Source organism: Gordonia sp. SCSIO 19800, assembly GCF_018132775.1.
GTDB lineage: Bacteria > Actinomycetota > Actinomycetes > Mycobacteriales > Mycobacteriaceae > Gordonia > Gordonia hongkongensis.
Map to the genome: position 1 here is coordinate 1 of NZ_JAGRQM010000017.1, position 17,028 is coordinate 17,028.

At 68.8% G+C, this 17,028-nt stretch carries 17 protein-coding genes and 1 riboswitch; of the genes, 9 read left to right on the plus strand and 8 right to left on the minus strand.

The window, feature by feature from the left end:
• Positions 1 to 113: 113 nt before the first annotated feature.
• From KB201_RS17615 to KB201_RS17625, 3 genes are read right to left on the minus strand one after another with little or no spacing between them, the layout of a single operon-like run.
• Complete coding sequence (locus KB201_RS17615) at positions 114 to 953, minus strand: ABC transporter ATP-binding protein (protein ID WP_065629583.1); 840 nt, start codon at positions 951 to 953, stop codon at positions 114 to 116.
• A complete protein-coding gene (locus KB201_RS17620; protein ID WP_211539995.1) occupies positions 950 to 2,083 on the minus strand; it encodes an iron chelate uptake ABC transporter family permease subunit in 1,134 nt (377 codons plus the stop codon). Before KB201_RS17620 ends, KB201_RS17615 begins: the two co-directional genes overlap by 4 nt.
• Positions 2,080 to 3,123, minus strand: coding sequence for an iron ABC transporter permease (locus tag KB201_RS17625; RefSeq protein ID WP_211539997.1), 1,044 nt, complete (start codon positions 3,121 to 3,123; stop codon positions 2,080 to 2,082). Before KB201_RS17625 ends, KB201_RS17620 begins: the two co-directional genes overlap by 4 nt.
• 270 nt (positions 3,124 to 3,393) lie before the next feature.
• Here KB201_RS17625 and KB201_RS17630 point away from each other — a divergent pair, with 270 nt between their 5' ends.
• Positions 3,394 to 3,900 (plus strand): hypothetical protein, encoded by a 507-nt coding sequence (locus KB201_RS17630; protein WP_078112747.1) that lies wholly within the window; start codon positions 3,394 to 3,396, stop codon positions 3,898 to 3,900.
• A 224-nt stretch (positions 3,901 to 4,124) separates the two neighbouring features.
• On the opposite strand, the gene KB201_RS17635 is transcribed toward KB201_RS17630, so the two are convergent.
• Together KB201_RS17635 and KB201_RS17640 are read right to left on the minus strand one after the other, a co-directional pair.
• Positions 4,125 to 5,522 carry an FAD-dependent oxidoreductase gene (locus KB201_RS17635; RefSeq protein WP_205333822.1) on the minus strand — a complete coding sequence of 466 codons (1,398 nt, stop codon included), beginning with the start codon at positions 5,520 to 5,522 and terminating at the stop codon, positions 4,125 to 4,127.
• A 179-nt stretch (positions 5,523 to 5,701) separates the two neighbouring features.
• Entirely contained in the window at positions 5,702 to 6,727 is a 1,026-nt protein-coding gene (locus tag KB201_RS17640) for an ABC transporter substrate-binding protein (RefSeq protein WP_211539999.1), read from the minus strand.
• Between the two features lie 170 nt (positions 6,728 to 6,897).
• Here KB201_RS17640 and KB201_RS17645 point away from each other — a divergent pair, with 170 nt between their 5' ends.
• Genes KB201_RS17645 through KB201_RS17655 form a run of 3 tightly spaced genes read left to right on the plus strand, consistent with a single transcriptional unit; the run spans position 6,898 to position 8,992 of the window.
• Positions 6,898 to 7,368 (plus strand): hypothetical protein, encoded by a 471-nt coding sequence (locus tag KB201_RS17645; protein ID WP_211540001.1) that lies wholly within the window; start codon positions 6,898 to 6,900, stop codon positions 7,366 to 7,368.
• Positions 7,365 to 7,778: a rhodanese-like domain-containing protein gene (locus KB201_RS17650; protein ID WP_058249965.1), complete on the plus strand. Its 414-nt coding sequence runs from the start codon at positions 7,365 to 7,367 to the stop codon at positions 7,776 to 7,778. Before KB201_RS17645 ends, KB201_RS17650 begins: the two co-directional genes overlap by 4 nt.
• Positions 7,775 to 8,992: an O-succinylhomoserine sulfhydrylase gene (locus tag KB201_RS17655; RefSeq protein WP_137809956.1), complete on the plus strand. Its 1,218-nt coding sequence runs from the start codon at positions 7,775 to 7,777 to the stop codon at positions 8,990 to 8,992. The genes KB201_RS17650 and KB201_RS17655 overlap by 4 nt, the downstream gene beginning before the upstream one ends.
• Before the next feature lie 18 nt (positions 8,993 to 9,010).
• Here the strand turns inward: KB201_RS17655 and KB201_RS17660 are convergent, their stop codons facing one another.
• Complete coding sequence (locus tag KB201_RS17660) at positions 9,011 to 10,087, minus strand: isochorismate synthase MenF (protein ID WP_211540046.1); 1,077 nt, start codon at positions 10,085 to 10,087, stop codon at positions 9,011 to 9,013.
• Positions 10,088 to 10,194: 107 nt separating this feature from the next.
• Positions 10,195 to 10,308: riboswitch (SAM riboswitch) on the plus strand.
• Positions 10,309 to 10,327: 19 nt separating this feature from the next.
• Between KB201_RS17660 and KB201_RS17665 the strand changes: the two genes are divergently transcribed.
• Both KB201_RS17665 and KB201_RS17670 read left to right on the plus strand, forming a co-directional pair.
• The gene (locus tag KB201_RS17665) at positions 10,328 to 11,254 is read left to right on the plus strand and encodes an aminotransferase class V-fold PLP-dependent enzyme (protein ID WP_307848082.1); all 927 of its coding nucleotides are present in this window, start codon (positions 10,328 to 10,330) and stop codon (positions 11,252 to 11,254) included.
• Complete coding sequence (locus KB201_RS17670) at positions 11,251 to 11,751, plus strand: hypothetical protein (protein WP_211540005.1); 501 nt, start codon at positions 11,251 to 11,253, stop codon at positions 11,749 to 11,751. Before KB201_RS17665 ends, KB201_RS17670 begins: the two co-directional genes overlap by 4 nt.
• Positions 11,752 to 11,913: 162 nt before the next feature.
• On the opposite strand, the gene KB201_RS17675 is transcribed toward KB201_RS17670, so the two are convergent.
• Complete coding sequence (locus tag KB201_RS17675; protein ID WP_211540006.1) at positions 11,914 to 12,426, minus strand: inorganic diphosphatase; 513 nt, start codon at positions 12,424 to 12,426, stop codon at positions 11,914 to 11,916.
• 164 nt (positions 12,427 to 12,590) lie between these two features.
• Here KB201_RS17675 and dacB point away from each other — a divergent pair, with 164 nt between their 5' ends.
• Genes dacB through tilS form a run of 3 tightly spaced genes read left to right on the plus strand, consistent with a single transcriptional unit; the run spans position 12,591 to position 16,056 of the window.
• Positions 12,591 to 13,994, plus strand: a complete 1,404-nt coding sequence (gene dacB, locus KB201_RS17680) for a D-alanyl-D-alanine carboxypeptidase/D-alanyl-D-alanine-endopeptidase (protein WP_078112648.1) — start codon at positions 12,591 to 12,593, stop codon at positions 13,992 to 13,994.
• The gene (locus KB201_RS17685) at positions 13,991 to 15,121 is read left to right on the plus strand and encodes a zinc-dependent metalloprotease (RefSeq protein ID WP_211540007.1); all 1,131 of its coding nucleotides are present in this window, start codon (positions 13,991 to 13,993) and stop codon (positions 15,119 to 15,121) included. The genes dacB and KB201_RS17685 overlap by 4 nt, the downstream gene beginning before the upstream one ends.
• Positions 15,118 to 16,056 (plus strand): tRNA lysidine(34) synthetase TilS, encoded by a 939-nt coding sequence (tilS, locus tag KB201_RS17690; RefSeq protein ID WP_374193953.1) that lies wholly within the window; start codon positions 15,118 to 15,120, stop codon positions 16,054 to 16,056. The genes KB201_RS17685 and tilS overlap by 4 nt, the downstream gene beginning before the upstream one ends.
• Before the next feature lie 28 nt (positions 16,057 to 16,084).
• On the opposite strand, the gene KB201_RS17695 is transcribed toward tilS, so the two are convergent.
• Positions 16,085 to 16,789 carry a glycine zipper family protein gene (locus KB201_RS17695; protein WP_211540009.1) on the minus strand — a complete coding sequence of 235 codons (705 nt, stop codon included), beginning with the start codon at positions 16,787 to 16,789 and terminating at the stop codon, positions 16,085 to 16,087.
• Positions 16,790 to 17,028 lie beyond the last annotated feature (239 nt).

Genomic DNA, 17,028 nt, shown 5'->3' on the forward strand with positions numbered 1-17,028 from the left:
AGCGACGAGCCACGAAGGGCCTGGTGAGACACGTTGCGAAGCCCTTCGTGGCTCGCTTCGCTCGCACCTCAGGGAGCAGGGAGGGAGCAGGGAGCAGGGGCCGCGCTTTCGGATCAGGGAGCGGTGGGGGTGGCGCGGGTCCGGGAGTCCAGCGGCACGATGAGCGGGCCACCGGTGATCGGATCGGTCATGACGTGCGCCCGGAGGCCGAACGCCGCGTCGAGGGTCTCGGCGTCGATGACCTCGGTGGGCGAGCCGGTGGTGACGATGGCTCCGTTGCGCATGACGAACAGCGAATCGCTGTAGCGCGCGGCCAGATTGAGGTCGTGCAGCACCATGACGACGGTCTTGCCGTGCTCGTCGCGGAGCCGGCGGACCAGGTCGAGGACGTCGATGGAGTGTGCGAGGTCGAGGTAGGTGGTGGGCTCGTCGAGCAGGATGAGATCGGTGTCCTGTGCGAGCGTCAGCGCGATCCAGACCCGTTGCCGCTGACCGCCGGACAGGGCGTCGAGGGTGCGGTCGGCGAGGTCGAGGGTGTCGGTCATCTCCATCGCCAGCGCCACTGCCGCCTCGTCGGCCGCGCTGGCCTGCGCGAACCAGCGCTGGTGCGGATGGCGTCCCCGCCCGACCAGATCGGCGACGGTGAGCCCTTCGGGCGCGATGGGATTCTGCGGCAGGATCGCCAGGGTGCGGGCGACCTGTTTGGGCCGGACCGAGGAGATGTCGTCGCCGTCGAGGTAGACCGCACCGGCCCGGGGTGGCAACAGCCGTGCGAGACAACGTAACAGCGTCGACTTGCCACATCCGTTGGAACCGATGATCGTCGTGACCTGACCGTCGGGGATGTCGATGTCGAGGCCGTCGATGACGATCCGCTCGTCGTAGCCGACGGTCAGTCCGACGCCCCGCAATCGGGCGGTGGTGGCAGGGGATTCGAGGGATGACGCGGTCATACGCTCGCCTTCCGGGACATGACGATCATCAGGTAGATCAGGAACGGGCCGCCGATCGCCGCGGTGACGATGCCGACCGGCAGGCCGCCCGGCAGAACCGTGCGCACCATCAGGTCGCCGCCCAGTACCAACGACGCACCGATGACACCGGACACGAGCGGCGTGGGCACGGCGGTACCGGCCAGCCGCAGCGCGATCTGTGGGGCCAGCAGCGCGACGAAGGCGATGGGCCCTGCCGCGGACACGCTCAGCGCGCTCACCAGGACCGCGGTCAGGAGCAGCGTCGTCGACACCGCGCCGGTCCGGACTCCGAGTCCGCGGGCGAGATCGGGTCCGAGGCTGAGCATCCCGATCTGGCGGGCCAGGACGACCACAACGATGATGCTCGCGACGACACCGGCGGCGACCGGCCACACGTTGGACCAGCCGACGTTGGACACCGACCCGACGATCCACACCTGCGCACGAGCCACATCCCGGATGTCGGCGCGCGAGAGGAGGAACTGGGTCAGCGCCTGCAGCAACCACGTCATCCCGACGCCGATCAGCACGAGCCGGAACGGGTTGATGCCGCTGTTGGCCTTGCGACCCGGCCAGGCGAGGACGTACATCGCGACCGCGGTGAGCAACCCGCCGATCATCGCCGCCGCCGGGACGCCGAGATCGCCCAGCCAGGCACCCCAGCTGGTGGTCGAGAACGCGATGGCGGTCACCGCCGCCACGCTCGCGCCGGCGGTGATGCCGAGCATGTCCGGTGTGGCCAGAGGATTCTGGGCGATCAGCTGGGTCATCGAACCCGCAAGGCCCAGACCGAATCCCACGAGCAGGGCGACCAGCGCTCGGGGCAGAGCGACGTCGAAGACCACCACGTTCTCGACGCGGGTGCCGCCGCCGAGCAGGATGCGGGCGACGTCGACGGGGGTCAGCGGGAAGTCGCTGACACCGACGCTCGTGAGGAACAGGACGACCGTGACGGCCGTGGACACGACCGCGACGGTGAGCATCCGTGGTCGCACCACCATCGACAGCGGTTCGACGGCGATCCGATAACCGCCGGGGTGCGGTGCGATCCGGCCCTTCGTCGTGGTTCCGGACGTGATGTCGGTCTTGATGGAGGTCGGCGGATTCACACGGTCCCCAATCTCTGTCGGCGGACCATGACGATGAGGAAGGGTGCGCCCACCAGTGCCAGCATGACGCCGACCTGCACTTCGCCCGGACGGGCGACGATCCGGCCGAGGATGTCGCATCCGACGAGCAGGATGGCGCCCAGCAGAGCGGAATACGGGATGATCCACCGATAGTCGGCGCCTACGAAGGCGCGGGCGATATGCGGTACGACCAGGCCCAGGAACACGATCGGCCCGCACGCCGCGGTCGCCGCGCCGATGAGCAGCGTGATGGTCAGGACGCCGAGGGCGCGGATGAGCACGACACGGGAACCGAGGGCCTTGGTCATGTCGTCGCCCAGGCTCAGGACGTTCAGGAAGAAGCCGCTCGCCAGCGCGAGGACGAGGCCCCCCGTGATGAACGGCAGGCTCGCCCAGAACACGTCGATGCCCCGACCCGCGGTGGAGCCGACGCTCCAGAAGCGCCACTGGTCCAGCGAATTGGTGTCGACGAGCACGATCGCGGACGTGATGGCGGTCAGCATCCCGGTCAGGCCGGTGCCGGCGAGGACCAGGGTCAGTGGGCTCGAGCCGCTCAGCGACGACAGTCCGAACACCACGGTGGCGGCGATGATCGCTCCGACGAGACCGAAGAACATGAACGCGATCGGACTGGTGATGCCCAGCAGGTAGATGCCGCCGACGACCGCGCAGGCGGCACCCGCGTTGACGCCGAGCATGCCGGGATCGGCGATCGGGTTGCGGGTGTGGCCCTGGGTGATGGCACCGGCCGCGCCGATCGCGAGTCCGGCGGCGAGCCCGAGCAGAGTGCGCGGCACGCGCAGATCCCACACGATCCCGTCGACGTCGGAATCCTTGGGCACCTGCGGCATCCGCAGATTGATCAGCGCGTTCCAGATCTCTTCGACACCGGCGGTGAAGCTGGGCCAGATCTCGTCGAGCGGGACCGGCCGGGTGCCGAAGAGAACCGAGGCGACGACCAGCGCTGCGAGGACCGCCAGGAGCAGCGGGATTCCGAGAAGTCGGAGGGATCGGCGCACGAAGGTAAACCTTACCAACCTTCGTCGACGCTTCGTCATGCGCGGCGTCGAGCTCGGTCGTCGGTGTCGTTCGTATAACGAATTGCCGACGAAACCTGAGGGATCGCTGTGCGCGCGGTAACACTTCGCTCAGGCTGGGTCGATAGTCCCGGTGTCGGTGGGTATCTCGGGCCGACCGCAGCAAGACCGGTCGTCGGGTGGGATGGCGTGAACCGCTCCCACGACGGCGACGTCGGGAAACACAGTGTCGCCTACGAACGAGGAGGATCGATGAAATCGCTGAAACGGGCTCTCACAGGGGTTCTGGTCGCTGCAGGAATCGCCGGTGGATCGTTGGTGGGTGCCGCGCCGGCACAGGCCGCCGTTCCCAACCTCCAGATGACGGGCGGGGTCTACTGTCAGTTCGCAGCCCCTGGCACGCCGTGGAATCAGGCGTGGAGCATGACCCGGTTCATGCGCGTCACCGCGCGTGACGGCGATTTCCGTAACGTCACGCTGCAGGAGATCAACGGCGCGACGAAGTTCAAGTCGCTGCTGAAGAAGAACGAGTCGCTCACCATCAAGACCACCTGGTTCGGCTGCTTCCCGTCCTCCATCGCGGGGTACGCGATCTCCGATTACGCCGAGAACCTGACCGACAACGCCGGTTTCTGGTGGAACGTCCGGCGCATCGACAACCCGTTGGACCGATTCGGTACGGGCTCCTCCGCTTCAGCGGCCGCCCTGACCGGCGGTGGCACCGACGTCGCCGGCGTGCCGGCGATTCCGGGCCGTTGATCTCATCCGACGACAGTTGAGAATGCACCACAACTGAGCCATTCGCGCCGGGCGGCGTGCGGGGAGGACGCCCCCGCACCCGCCGGGCGCATGCGAAAGAGCGGCGACCGAGAGAACTCGGCCGCCGCTCTTATGGCTTCGACAGGCTCAGCCGGCGGAGGGTGGCTCAGCCGGCGGGGGTGGACTCAGCCGGCGGAGGGTGGCTCAGCCGGCGGGAAGCGGGGTCATGCGGACGGGCGGGACACCTTGTCCGGCTCCGATGCGGCGAGCATGTCCTCGCGTTCGACGACCTTGACGCGTTCGCGGCCTTCGGCGGCGCCGAGGGCGCGTTCGTGTTCGTCGAGGCGGTACCAGCCGTCCCAGGTGGTGAACGGGATGTTCTTGGACTCGAGGAGTTCGACGATGGCGTCTTCGCCGGGGTGGGCCGGGTCGAGGAGTGTGCCGGCTTCCATGTCCTTGAGGATGCAGTCGACGGTTTCGTTGGCGTCGCCCTTGGTGTGGCCGATGAGGCCGACGGGACCGCGTTTGACCCAGCCGGTGGTGTAGATACCGGTCAGCTGCTGCCCTTCGTCGAAGACGCGGCCGGCTTCGTTCGGGATGACCCCGGCCTGGGAGTCGAACGGGATCTGCGGCAGGTTGTCCGAGAGGTAGCCGACCGCACGGTAGACCGCGCCGACCTCCCAGTCGGTGGTCTTGCCGGTGGGTTTGACGTTGCCGGTGCCGTCGAGTTGGGTGCGTTCGGTGCGCAGACCGACGACCTTGCCGTCGGCGCCGAGGATCTCGGTGGGGCTTTCGAAGAAGTGCAGGAACAGTTTGTGGATCGCGCCCTGTTTGGGTTCGCGGATCGCGTAGTTCTCGATGATGGTGGCGACCTGGTCGGTGATCTTCGACCCGCGGCGCGCGACGGCCGAGCCCTCGTCGTAGTCGATGTCCTCGGGGTTGACGATGACCTCGATGTTGGGGGAGTGGTCGAGTTCTTTGAGTTCGAGCGGGGTGAACTTCGCTTGGGCGGGTCCGCGGCGGCCGAAGACGTGGACCTCGACGGCCTTGTTGGCTTTGAGTCCGTCGTAGACGTTGGCGGGGATCTCGGTGGGCAGCAGTTCGTCGCCGGTCTTGGCGAGCACGCGGGCGACGTCGAGGGCGACGTTGCCGACGCCGATGACCGCGACCTTCTCGGCCTCGAGGGGCCAGGTGCGGGGGAAGTCGGGGTGGCCGTCGTACCAGGCGACGAACTGGGCGGCGCCGTAGCTGCCGTCGAGGTCGATGCCGGGGATGTCCAGGGCGCGGTCATCGGTGGCGCCGGTGGAGAAGATCACCGCGTCGTAGTGGGCGCGTAGTTCGTCGATGGTGATGTCGGTGCCGTAGTCGACGTTGCCGAGCAGGCGGACCTGGGGCTTGTCGAGGACCTTGTGCAGGGCGGTGATGATGCCCTTGATGCGCGGGTGGTCGGGTGCGACGCCGTAGCGGATCAGACCGAACGGAGCGGGCATGCGCTCATACAGATCGATGCTGACCCCGCGGTCCTTGGCGGTGTCGGACTTCATCAACGCGTCGGCGGCGTAGATCCCGGCGGGACCGGCACCGACGATCGCAACCCGCAGCGGGCGGCTGTTGTCGCTCATGGAGTAGGTGTCTTCCGTTGCTCAGCACGCGAGGACAAGCAAATCTCGGTGACCCCCAGGTCCGCGCGTATGGATAAGGCCTATCCCTTCTACGGTAGGCGCTTGCTGTCCCCGACCAAAATCCGTCTGTGAGGTAACCCTCACTCGGCGGGTGCGCGGTGTCCGGCGGTTCGGGCCCGCTACGCCTTGCCGGCGGCCGCGGCGATCGGTCCGACGGCCTGCTCGGCGACCCACGGGATCGTCAGGACCGTCGGCACCGACATCGCGCTGCCGACCTCCTGGGGCAGATAGACCACGCGGCCCGACTGCGCGACCGCCAGCCGGTTGAACGCCGCGTTGGACTTGAGCTGGTCGTTGGAACCCTGCCAGTCGACGGCGACGACGACGTCGGCCGAGTCCAGCAGGTTCAGGCTCTCGGCCGGCAGGTCACCGTAGAAACCGCTGGTCACCGAAGGTTGCAGCGCGGGCGGGAAGGTGAGTCCGTAACCGGTGAGGGTCTGTCCGCGCCCGTCGCCGGGGCCGTAGATCGACACGCCGCCGGTGGGGCTGGCGGTGACCACGACCGCCGTCTTCCCGGCCAGCTGCGGGTTCTGCTCCCGCACGTTCGCGAGGAACTGCTCGGTCTCGGTCACCTTGCGATCGGCGAGTTCGGGCAGTCCGACGGCGGTACCGATCTGGCGGGTCTGCGCGTCCCACGGCACCTGCCACGGCTGGAACTGGGCGGGCCTCAGGATCGTCGGGGCGGTCTTGCTCAGCAGATCGAACTGGTCGCGGGTGGGATCGGCGCCGACGGCGGTGATGAGGTCGGGCTCGGTGGCCAGCGCCTTGGGGATCTCATCGCCGAACGCTCCGGACGCGTTCGGCAGCACCACCGGGTCGGAGTCCGCAAGGAGTTCGGCGTTCCACGGCGCCGACGCCTGGTCGGGGTCGGCGAACGGGGCGATCGTGGTGGGGGTGACACCGAGTGCGAGGAGGGTGTCGCCGTCACCCACGCCCATCGCGGCGACGCGCTTGGGTGCCTGGTCGACGGTCGCGGGGGCGTAGGCCTGCTGCACGGTGACCGGGATCGCGCCGGCCTCGGGCGCGGGGACCTGGGCCGTGCCGGAGTCGACCGTCTCGTCCGGCGGCGAACACGAGGTCACCACCAGGGCTGCCGCGAGCAGCCCGACGAGAAGGGTGAGTGAACGGTGGGTGGAAGCGCGCATCCGGGTCCTCGCTGGTCGTTGCGGTCGGCGACGTCGTTCGCCGCGGAACTTAGGGCCACCTTACGCAGGACGTGTTCGATGTCGACGTCGTTCGGCGCTCCGCCCGGTGCGTCCGGGCTCCGACGACGCCGGTCTCAACCGCCGCCGGGACGCTCGATAGACTGCCCGCCATGGCCGAAGCTGCAGGTGAGGGCGACCAGAAGCCCCCGTCGTGGAAGAACGCCTGGCCGTTCTTCGTCGCGGCCGGCGTCGTGGGACTCGTGGTGCTCGGCGTCGTGCTGTCGAATGTGACCCGTCCGGCCGAGGACCGGGCCGGCGACTCGGCTCAGGTCCAGTACGCGATCAACGACATCTACACCGCGCGCAACGGTCCGAACTTCGGCGAATACCGGGCGAACACCTGCGCGGCCGACGTCGAGGCGGCCGACTTCGTCTCCGAGGAACAGTTCCTCGCCGACAACCGGGAGTCGCTGCTCGCCAACGGTCACATCCAGATCCCGGAGATCACCGAGCTGGTGGTCGACGGTGACCGGGCGACCGCGAAGGTTCATTGGCACTATGACAAGACCCCCGATGACGTGAACGTCGTGGACACGATCGTGGTGCGCGAGAACGGCGAGTGGAAGGTGTGTTCCTCATGAGCTATGCCGGTGACCTGACCCCGCGCGAGGCGTGGGAGAAGCTCGAGAACAACCCGGATGCGGTGCTGGTCGACTGTCGCACGCAGGCGGAGTGGTCGTTCGTCGGCGTGCCCGACCTCGAGGTCCTGGGGAAGCGCGCGATCTTCGCCGAGTGGACCACCTTCCCCGAGGGGCGCCGCAACGACGACTTCGTGGCGCAGCTGCGTGATTCCGGTGTCTCCGACGACCAGGAGGTCATCTTCATCTGCCGTTCGGGGCACCGGTCGATCGGCGCTGCGGAGGCCGCGACCGCCGACGGTATCGCGAAGGCATACAACGTGATCGACGGGTTCGAAGGCGCCCTCGACGAGAACGACCACCGCGGGACGTCGGGCTGGCGTGCCGAGAACCTGCCGTGGAGGCAATCGTGAGTTCTGATCTGCCCGTCAGTCGTGAACTGCCTGAAGGGCTCTCGGCTGACACGATCGCGGTTCGCGGCGGGCTGGCGCGTTCGGGTTTCCACGAGACGGCCGAGGCGCTCTATCTCACGAGCGGTTACGTCTACGACTCCGCCGAGGCCGCCGAGCGAGCCTTCACCGGCGAGGACGAACGATTCGTCTACTCGCGCTACGGAAATCCGACCGTCGAGATGTTCCAGGAGCGGTTGCGCCGGCTCGAGGGCGCGGAGGCGTGTTTCGCCACCGCGAGCGGCATGGCCGCGGTGTTCGTCGCGCTCGGTGCACTGTTGAAGGCCGGCGACCGTCTCGTCGCCGCCCGCAGCCTGTTCGGTTCCTGCTTCGTGGTCTGCAACGAGATCCTCCCGCGCTGGGGGATCGAGACCGAGTTCGTCGACGGTGAAGACCTCGAGCAGTGGGAGCGGGCCCTGTCCAAGCCCACCGACGCGGTGTTCTTCGAGACACCGTCGAACCCGATGCAGAGCCTCGTCGACGTCGTGAAGGTCTCGGAACTGGCGCACGCCGCGGGCGCACAGGTGGTGCTGGACAACGTCTTCGCCACCCCGCTGCTGCAGCGGGGTCTCGAACTCGGCGCCGACGTCATCGTGTACTCGGGCACCAAGCACATCGACGGCCAGGGGCGCGTCATGGGTGGCGCGGTACTCGGAACCAAGGAGTACGTCGACGGTCCGGTGCAGCAACTCATGCGACACACCGGTCCGGCACTCAGTCCGTTCAACGCCTGGACCCTCGTGAAGGGGCTGGAGACGATGCGTCTGCGCGTCGACGCCTCGGTGTCGTCGGCGCTGCGGATCGCCGAGTTCCTCGAGAGCGATCCGCGCGTGCGTTGGGTCAAATACCCCTTCCTGCAGTCACATCCGCAGTACGACTTGGCGAAGTCGCAGATGTCCGGCGGCGGCACGGTGGTGACCTTCGAGCTCAACGACCACGACGGCATCGACGGCAAGAAGCGCGCCTTCGAGGTCCTCAACGGCCTGCGGATCGTCGACATCTCCAACAATCTCGGAGATTCGAAGTCGCTGATCACGCATCCGGCGACCACCACTCATCGTGCGATGGGTCCCGAGGGACGCGCGGCGATCGGTCTGAGTGACTCGGTGGTGCGGCTGTCGGTCGGCCTCGAAGGGGTCGACGACCTGTTGGGCGACCTGGACCACGCGCTGGGCTGAGAAGCGGGAGAGGGTGACTCAGTCGAGTGCGGCGATGCCCAACGCGTTCAGGACCGTCCGCAGCTTGAACGCCGTCTCCTCGAGTTCGCCCTGCGGGTCGGAGTGTTCGACGATACCGCCGCCGGCCCACGTCCGGAGGCTGCGACGATCGGCCTCGAGTTCGAGGCACCGGATGGTGACCATCCACTCCCCGTCGCCGGCGGCGTCGCACCAGCCGACCGCCCCCGCATAGAAGCCGCGCTCACCCTCGACCTCGCGGATGATCTGCGCGGCAACATCACTCGGCGTGCCGCAGACCGCCGGGGTGGGGCCGAGCAGGAGTGCGAGATCGAGCGCAGTGGTCGCCGGGTCCCGAAGCCGCGCGCGGATCGGAGTGGCCAGATGCCAGACCTCCCCGGTCGACTGTAATTGCGGGGTCGACGGCGCGTCGACGTCGTCGCAGAGGTGTCCCAACCGGTCTCGCAGGTGGTCGACGACGAAGGCGTGCTCGGCGAGATCCTTTGCCGAGGAGAACAATCCGTCGGCAGCGGCGCGGTCGACGACCGGGTCGGGTGACCGCGGCGCCGATCCCGCGTACGGGTGGCAGGTGACGACGGAACCCGACTTGCGCAGCAACACTTCGGGACTCGCGCCCAACAGCCACGAACCCGAGCCGGTGGCCGCGCCGAGATCGACACCGAATGCGTTGTGTCCGGCATTGCCGCCCGCCAGTGCGTCGAGGAGTCGCAGAGGCTCGACCTCGGCGTCGAGCACGATGTCGACGCTGCGGGCGAGTACGACCTTGCCGACGTCGCCGGCGACGATCCGCTTCACCGCGTGTGCGACACGTTCGCGGTGCTCGTCGGCCGTGGGGTGCAGGGTCGTCGACACCGGGGTGCGCGTCAGCGGTGGTGTGCCTGCCAGCGGCGCCGCGTCGACGTGCAGGACTTCGGGCACCACCAGCGCGGCGGGCTCGGCGAGGTCGAAGGGGATCGCGCCGGTCAGACCGTCGACGGTCCCGGCGCGCAGGGCGGCCGAGGCGGCGTCGACGTCGGTGAACGCACGGACCGCGCCCATGCCCCGCACGGTGCCGTGCGGGCGGGACAACACGAACACATCAGTCGCTGACACCCCTGACACGCTACAGGTAAGTGTGCCCTAACTTCCGATCACGTTGAGTGAAAATTGACACGTCCGCGCGAGATCGACGACCCTTGGTCGTAGGTCATGAGTGCCAGTGACAAGCCCCGGCTCGCTGGTCGGCAACCCTCCTTCGCGGTGGGGTGCTCCGGGTGACGACCCGGCCGCGTACCGACCGGACGCGGCAAGCGCGAATTGTCTGAGGAGTTTCCTGCCGTGACCGCTGTCCTGTCCGCACCCGCCGGTCGCCTGTCGCCCGCAGTCGACGTCCGCTTCGACGCCGCCCGGGAATCGGTGCGGCAGTTCGTCCGTGCGCGGGTCGACGACACCGTCGTCTTCACCCGCGATGCCGCCGTTGCCCTCGACCTCGCGGCGCGCATCACTCCTGGCGACGTCGTCGTCCTCGACATCGGGCAGGGCGCCGACCTGCTGCGGTGGTGCGCACCACGGCAGGGGCGCGACCGGGCGCGGTTCGTCCCGGCCTGCGAGACCATCGAGGACACCTTGGTCGCGCTGGAGACCGAGCTCGCCTCGGCGCCGGCATCGTTCCTGGTCGTGACCGCGGTATCGGACATCACCGGCGAGGTGCTGCCGATCGGCCGGCTCGCCTCGCTCGCGCACCGGTCCGGGGCCCGCATCCTGGTCGACGCCGCGCAACTCGTCGGGCACCGGCCCGTCTCCGTCGTCAGCCACGGCATCGACTACCTGGCGTTCGGTGAACCAGGTCGTAGGACGGATGGCGCCGGCGTTCTCATCGGTCGTCGTGACTGGTTCGACGCCGCCGATGTCGATGCCTCGCCGGACGCCGACGGCGTTCCCGGGGCGATCGCGGTCGCCGAGGCGTGTCGGGTGCTCGCCGATCTCGGACCCGAGACGATCGGCCTGCATGAACGCCGCCTCGCCGAACGTCTCGACGCCGGCCTGGCCGCGATCGGCGGCTTCACGCCGCTGCGGATCTTCACCGATTCCACCGACCGCGCGGGAGTCGCGGGCTACACCGTCGACGGCCTCGCACCGCCGGCCGACACGGTGCGCGCGAGTTTCGGAGCGGGCACCACCGTCGACGACATCGACCGGATTCTCGATGCATTCCGGGCGCGAACCGAACAGACCGACCGAACTCGACCAGGGGTGAATAGATGACCATCGAACTCGACGCACGTGCTGACCGCGGCACCGTGATCGCCGCACCGACTGCCACCCCGACGGCCCCGATCAGCATCGGACGTCCGGGATTCCAGATCGCGCTCGCGGGAGACGATCTCGCACAGACGTTTCCGATCGTCGTGCGGCGGGAGACCCTCCGCGAGGCGCAGCGCGCCCGCTCCCTGCTCCGGGCCGGCAGCCACGATCAGGCCAAGTTCGTGGTCGCACTCGAGGTGGAGGTGGCCGTCGCGCCGGACGCCGCGTCGGCGCGCACGGCCGCTGCTGCGGCGGTGGACGCGTCGTCGGAGACGAGTTCGGGGACCATCCGCTACATCGGGACGACACACGGACTGATCACGCTGGTCCGCGACATCTACGCAGCCGAGGTCGCCGACGCCGTGATCCTCATCCCGATCGACGGCGCGGCCACCGAACGCCGCATCCGCGAACAGATCCTGCCGGTGCTCGCCGAGCAGCGGTACCGCGTGGCCTGACCCACTGCTGGTTGAGCCGGCACCGAGCGTAGCCGCCGGGCCGAGCAAGCGACGAAGGAGCGCGTGGAGGTCGAGGCGCCGAGTCGAAGCCACCTGGTGACCAGACAAGACCGCCGACACCATCTCGGATGATGGTGCCGGCGGTCTCGTGTGTGGGAGAGATCAGCCGCGCGAGGGCTCGTTGGCCGCGTCGGGGTGCGCAGCGAGGCGATCGATGGCCTCCTGTGCGATCTTCTCGGCCTGGTCGCGGCCGACCCATCCGCCCGGGTCGACCTCCTTGCCCGGCTCGAGGTCCTTGTAGTGCTCGAAGAAGTGGGCGATGGGTCCCAGCTCGTATTCGGACACGTCGGAGATGTCCTTGATGTGGTCCCAGCGCACGTCCTGGGCGGGGACGCAGAGCAGCTTGTCGTCGCCACCGGCCTCGTCGGTCATGGTGTACATGCCGACGACCCGTGCGCGCACGATGATGCCGGGGAACACCGACTCGGGGAGCAGGACCATCGCGTCGAGCGGGTCGCCGTCCTCACCGAGGGTGCCGTCGATGTAGCCGTAGTCGGCCGGGTAGCCCATCGAGGTGTACAGGTAGCGGTCGAGGTAGACCTTGCCCGTCTCGTGGTCGACCTCGTACTTGTTGCGGCCACCTTTGGGGATCTCGATGGTCACATCGAATTCCACAGTTCCTCCTGGCAGTCTTGATCGGGGATGCCGCGTCGGGCCGAAACGCCCGCACGCTGCCCCAACGATACTGTTGGTCCGGCGACCTCGATGTTCGTACCCCTTGTTGTGCGTATGTCCGGGCCGTTCCATCGACCGTCAACCGCGAGAGACCCGGAGGCTTTGTGGGCGCATCCACCCGAAACGGCGGTCGTTCCGGTCGGAGACTTCTGTGGTGGACGATCACCGCGGTGGTGATCCTGGCCCTCGTCGCGACGGCCTCGGTGGTCATCGCGCTCCGGCTCGACCGGGAACCCGAACTGCCGCCGGGGGTTCCCCCGCAGCCCGCCGCGATCGCCGTCGACCCCCGGATCGACCCGGTGGTCGCCTCCGCGCCGGAGCCCACGCCGAGCGGTGTGTCGCGGGCCATCGCGCCGGCACTGCGGGATCCGGCGCTCGGCGAACTCACCGGCATGATCAGCGACTCGCTGACCGGCACCGTCCTGTGGACCAGCAACCCCGAGCGTCCGCGGATCCCCGCGTCGAACGCCAAGGTCCTCTCGGCCGCGGCCGTCCTCGAAGCCGTGCCGCACGATCAGCGACTGACCACGACGGTGGTGGCCGGCAGCAACGGGCAGATTATCCTCCGAGGTGCGGGTGACCCGACCCTGTCCGCACAGCCCGCCGGCACCGACACCTTCTACACCGACCCCGGTCGCATCGCCGACCTCGCGCGGCAGATCGAGGACACCGAGATCCCGGTGACGTCGGTGGCCGTCGACCTGAGCGCGTTCTCGGGTCCGACGATGGACACCACCTGGGACCGCCGGGACATCCAGGGTGGCGACATAGCGCCGATCGAATCGCTGATGGTCGACGGCGCCCGGCTCGAACCGCTCGACGAGTACTCGCCGCGCACCGCGGAACCGGGCATCATGGCCGGCGAGGCGCTGGCCGCGGCTCTCGGCGTGGAGGGTCCCGTCACGGAGGTGACCGGTTCCGGCGCAGCCGCATCGGGGAACGACCGCGTCATCGCGAAGGTCCAGTCGGCGCCGCTGGTCACCCGGGTCAACGACATGCTGCGCTACAGCGACAACGTGCTCGCCGAGACCCTGGCCATCGAACTGTCGGTGCACCGGGGCGGGCCGCCCACGCACGCCGGCGGCGTGGAGGCGATCGAACAGGTCCTGTCGTCGATGTTCCCGGACCAGTGGGCGGGCACCACCCTGCACGATGCGTCGGGGATCTCCTACGCCAACCGCACCACGCCGGAACTGCTCGACGCCGTGATGACGGCCGCCAGCGGGCCCAGCCGGCCGGCGCTGCGCCCGATGCTCGACGGGCTGCCGATCGCCGGTGGCACCGGTACGCTCGCGGACCGGTTCGACGCCCCGGGCAACCCGGGCGCGGGCTGGGCACGCGCCAAGACCGGAACACTCACCGGGGTCAGTTCGTTGACCGGCATAGTGCAGACAGTCGACGGCCGCGTGCTGTCGTTCGCCCTGATGTCCGGCGGCACCTCGCCGGCGGACGCGCGACCCGCCCTCGACGCCGTGGTGGGTCAACTGAGAGAGTGCGGGTGCCGATGACCACTTCAGGAATCGCCGGATCGGACGTCACCGACGCCGGGATCACCGGAACCGGGACCACCGAGGTCGCCGAGACCGCCGACCGTCAACCGGGCATCGGGTCGCAGATCGACTGGTTGCTCGCGGCGTCGACCGCGAAACGTCTCACCCGTCCCGGTCCCAAGACCACGGCCTACACCTACGAGGCGGCCCGTACGGAACTGGCCGACGCCGCGACCCGGGCCGAAGCCCCGGTCCGTGAGGTCACCGGGCTCGCCGACGGCCTTCGCGTACCGACCACCCGGGTCCTCGACCGGGCCGGGTGGATCGACGCCGCATCCCGGTCGATGCGCTCGATGCTCGGCTCCGACGAGTCGATCGATGCGGGATCGCCCGGACTCGGGGCCCGATTCGGTGGCCTCCAGGCGGGTGGACTCCTCGCGTTCCTGTCGACCGCGATCCTCGGTCAGTACGACCCGTTCACGCCGGATCCGGACACCGGCGAGCCCGGGGTGTTGATGGTGGTGACGCCGAACATCATCAACGTCGAACGCCAGCTCAAGGTGGTTCCGTCGGACTTCCGGTTGTGGGTGTGCCTGCACGAGGTGACCCACCGCGTGCAGTTCTCCGCCAATCCGTGGCTGCGCGACTACATGCAGGACAACGTGGCCGCGCTGACCTCCGACGCCGGCGAGTCGACCACCGAGATCGTCACGCGGATGACCAAGGCGCTCAAGGGTTCCGACGGTCCGCGCGACAAGGGTGTGATCGGGGCGATGCAACTGCTGCAGAGCCCGGAGCAGCACGCCGCCTTCCAACGCATGATGGTCCTGGGCACGCTGCTCGAGGGTCACGCCGACCATGTCATGGACGCCGTGGGACCGGCGCATGTGCCGTCGGTGGCGAGCATCCGAGCCGCCTTCGACAAACGTCGCACCGCACCCCAGAACCCGGTCCAGCGGCTCATCCGGGCGCTCATCGGGATGGACGCCAAGCTCGCGCAGTACATCCGCGGCAAGGCCTTCGTCGACGCGGTGGTCGAGGCCGTCGGGATGGAGCGGTTCAACGTCGTGTGGACCTCGCCGGACACGATGCCGCTGCCGAGCGAGATCGACGACCCGCAGGCATGGATTCAGCGGGTCTTGTGAGACGGGCGGTCGCGGAGTTCGCGGCCGCTCATCTCTCGGGGCCGCAGGTCTGTGTGGGCCTCTCCGGCGGACCGGACTCGCTCGCGCTGACCGCAGCCGCCGTCGGCGCCGGTCTGGACGTCACCGCGCTGATCGTCGACCACGGCCTCCAACCGGGTTCGACGCAGGTGGCCGCGGCGGCGGCGCGCACGGCGGAGTCCCTCGGTGCCCGCGTGCGAATTCTCCCGGTGCGGGTCGGGTGGCGGGGCGGTCTCGAGGCCGCCGCACGTGACGCGCGATATGCGGCGCTCGAGCAGGCCCGCGACGGCCGGCCGGTCCTGCTCGGCCACACCGCGGACGACCAGGCAGAGACCGTGCTGTTGGGACTGGCACGCGGATCCGGGTCCCGGTCGATCGCGGGTATGCGCCCGTGGAATCGACCCTGGGGCAGACCGTTCCTCGGGGTCCGGCGACATCAGACCCTGGCGGCCTGTACGGAGATGGGCCTCGAGCCCCACCACGACCCGCACAACCGCGATCCGCGTTTCACCCGGGTTCGTCTGCGGGCCGAGGTGCTACCGCTGCTCGACGACGTGCTCCAGGGGGGTGTCGTCGACGCGCTGGGTCGCACCGCCGACGGTTTGCGAGCAGACAACGACGCGCTCGACGAGTGGGCGGCCCGGGTCCTGGCCGAGGCCGGCCGCGGTGACGTACTGGAGATCGCCCCGCTGCGCGACGCGCCGCCCGCGGTCCGGACCCGTGCCCTGCGCGCCTGGCTGCTCGACGTCGGTGCGACCGAGCCGACCCATCGGGTCATCTCCGCGGTGGCGGCTCTGCTGGACCGGACCGGCGCCGCGGGCGACCGGACCCAGGTCGCCGTCGGCGGCGACCCCGCGGTCCGCCGCGTCGTCGTCCGCCGCGGCGAGACACTGACGGTCCGCCTCACCGAGAGGTGAGACGGACCGTCGAGGACAGACTCCGCGATCAGCGTCGCGGCGGAACGAACGGCGAGTTGATCGTCTGGAAGTAGTGGATCCCGGCCCCGATCAGGGTGCCCCCGCCGCCGAGGGCGAGGCCGACGATGCCGCCGATCGCAGCGGCCGGCGCGACGCCCACCAGGCAGCCCACCACCGCAGCGGCGAGTCCGATGACGCACCCGATGATTCCGCCGACGATTCCACCGACGATGGTCCCGACCAATGTCCCGATCGACGTTCCCGCGGCGAGCTGCGAACGGAAACGTTCGAGCGCCTGGTCGTCACGTTCCTGGCGCGTTTGCGGCGCCGCGACATTGTGTCGGGCCGCCCCGCGTAGATGATCGACCGCGGTCGGATTGAGTGCCGTCGAACGCGCGACCTCACGGGACGGAATGAGGGTCACCTTGTTTCCCGTGGTCCGCGTGTCTATCGGGAACTGCCGATACTCGCTGCGATACATGAGCGGCATGCGAAAGAGCTCCGCGCCGGCGGTGTCCCGGATCGTCAGATTTCCGTTCTCCGTGCTGACCGATGCGTTGTGCACCGTGAGAGTGAGCGCCGAGGCATTCCACGACGCATCGTAGGTCGCGGCGGAGGCCCGCTGAGGTGCGGCTTCGGCGGTCGCGGCGAATACGGTGACGACCGCGGTGACCAGGCACAGAATGGCGCTGAAACGTTTTCTGCGCAGGGGAGAACGCGAAGTGGGGGACACGAGCGCTCCTTCTTGTCCACACGGGGACAGGGCGTGAGAAGGGAGGGGAATTTCGAGGCCTGGTTGCTCAGATCTCTGTTCTCGAGAATGTCAGACGCTTGATCCACTCCGAAACGCAACCACTCGGAATGGTGCCGGTGTGGTGACTTGTTATGCGACCGTTATCTGCACGGCAATTCGGCGAAATGTCGATATGAAACGTCGACAATGATTTGAGCAGGCATTTCTCGGAAAACCCC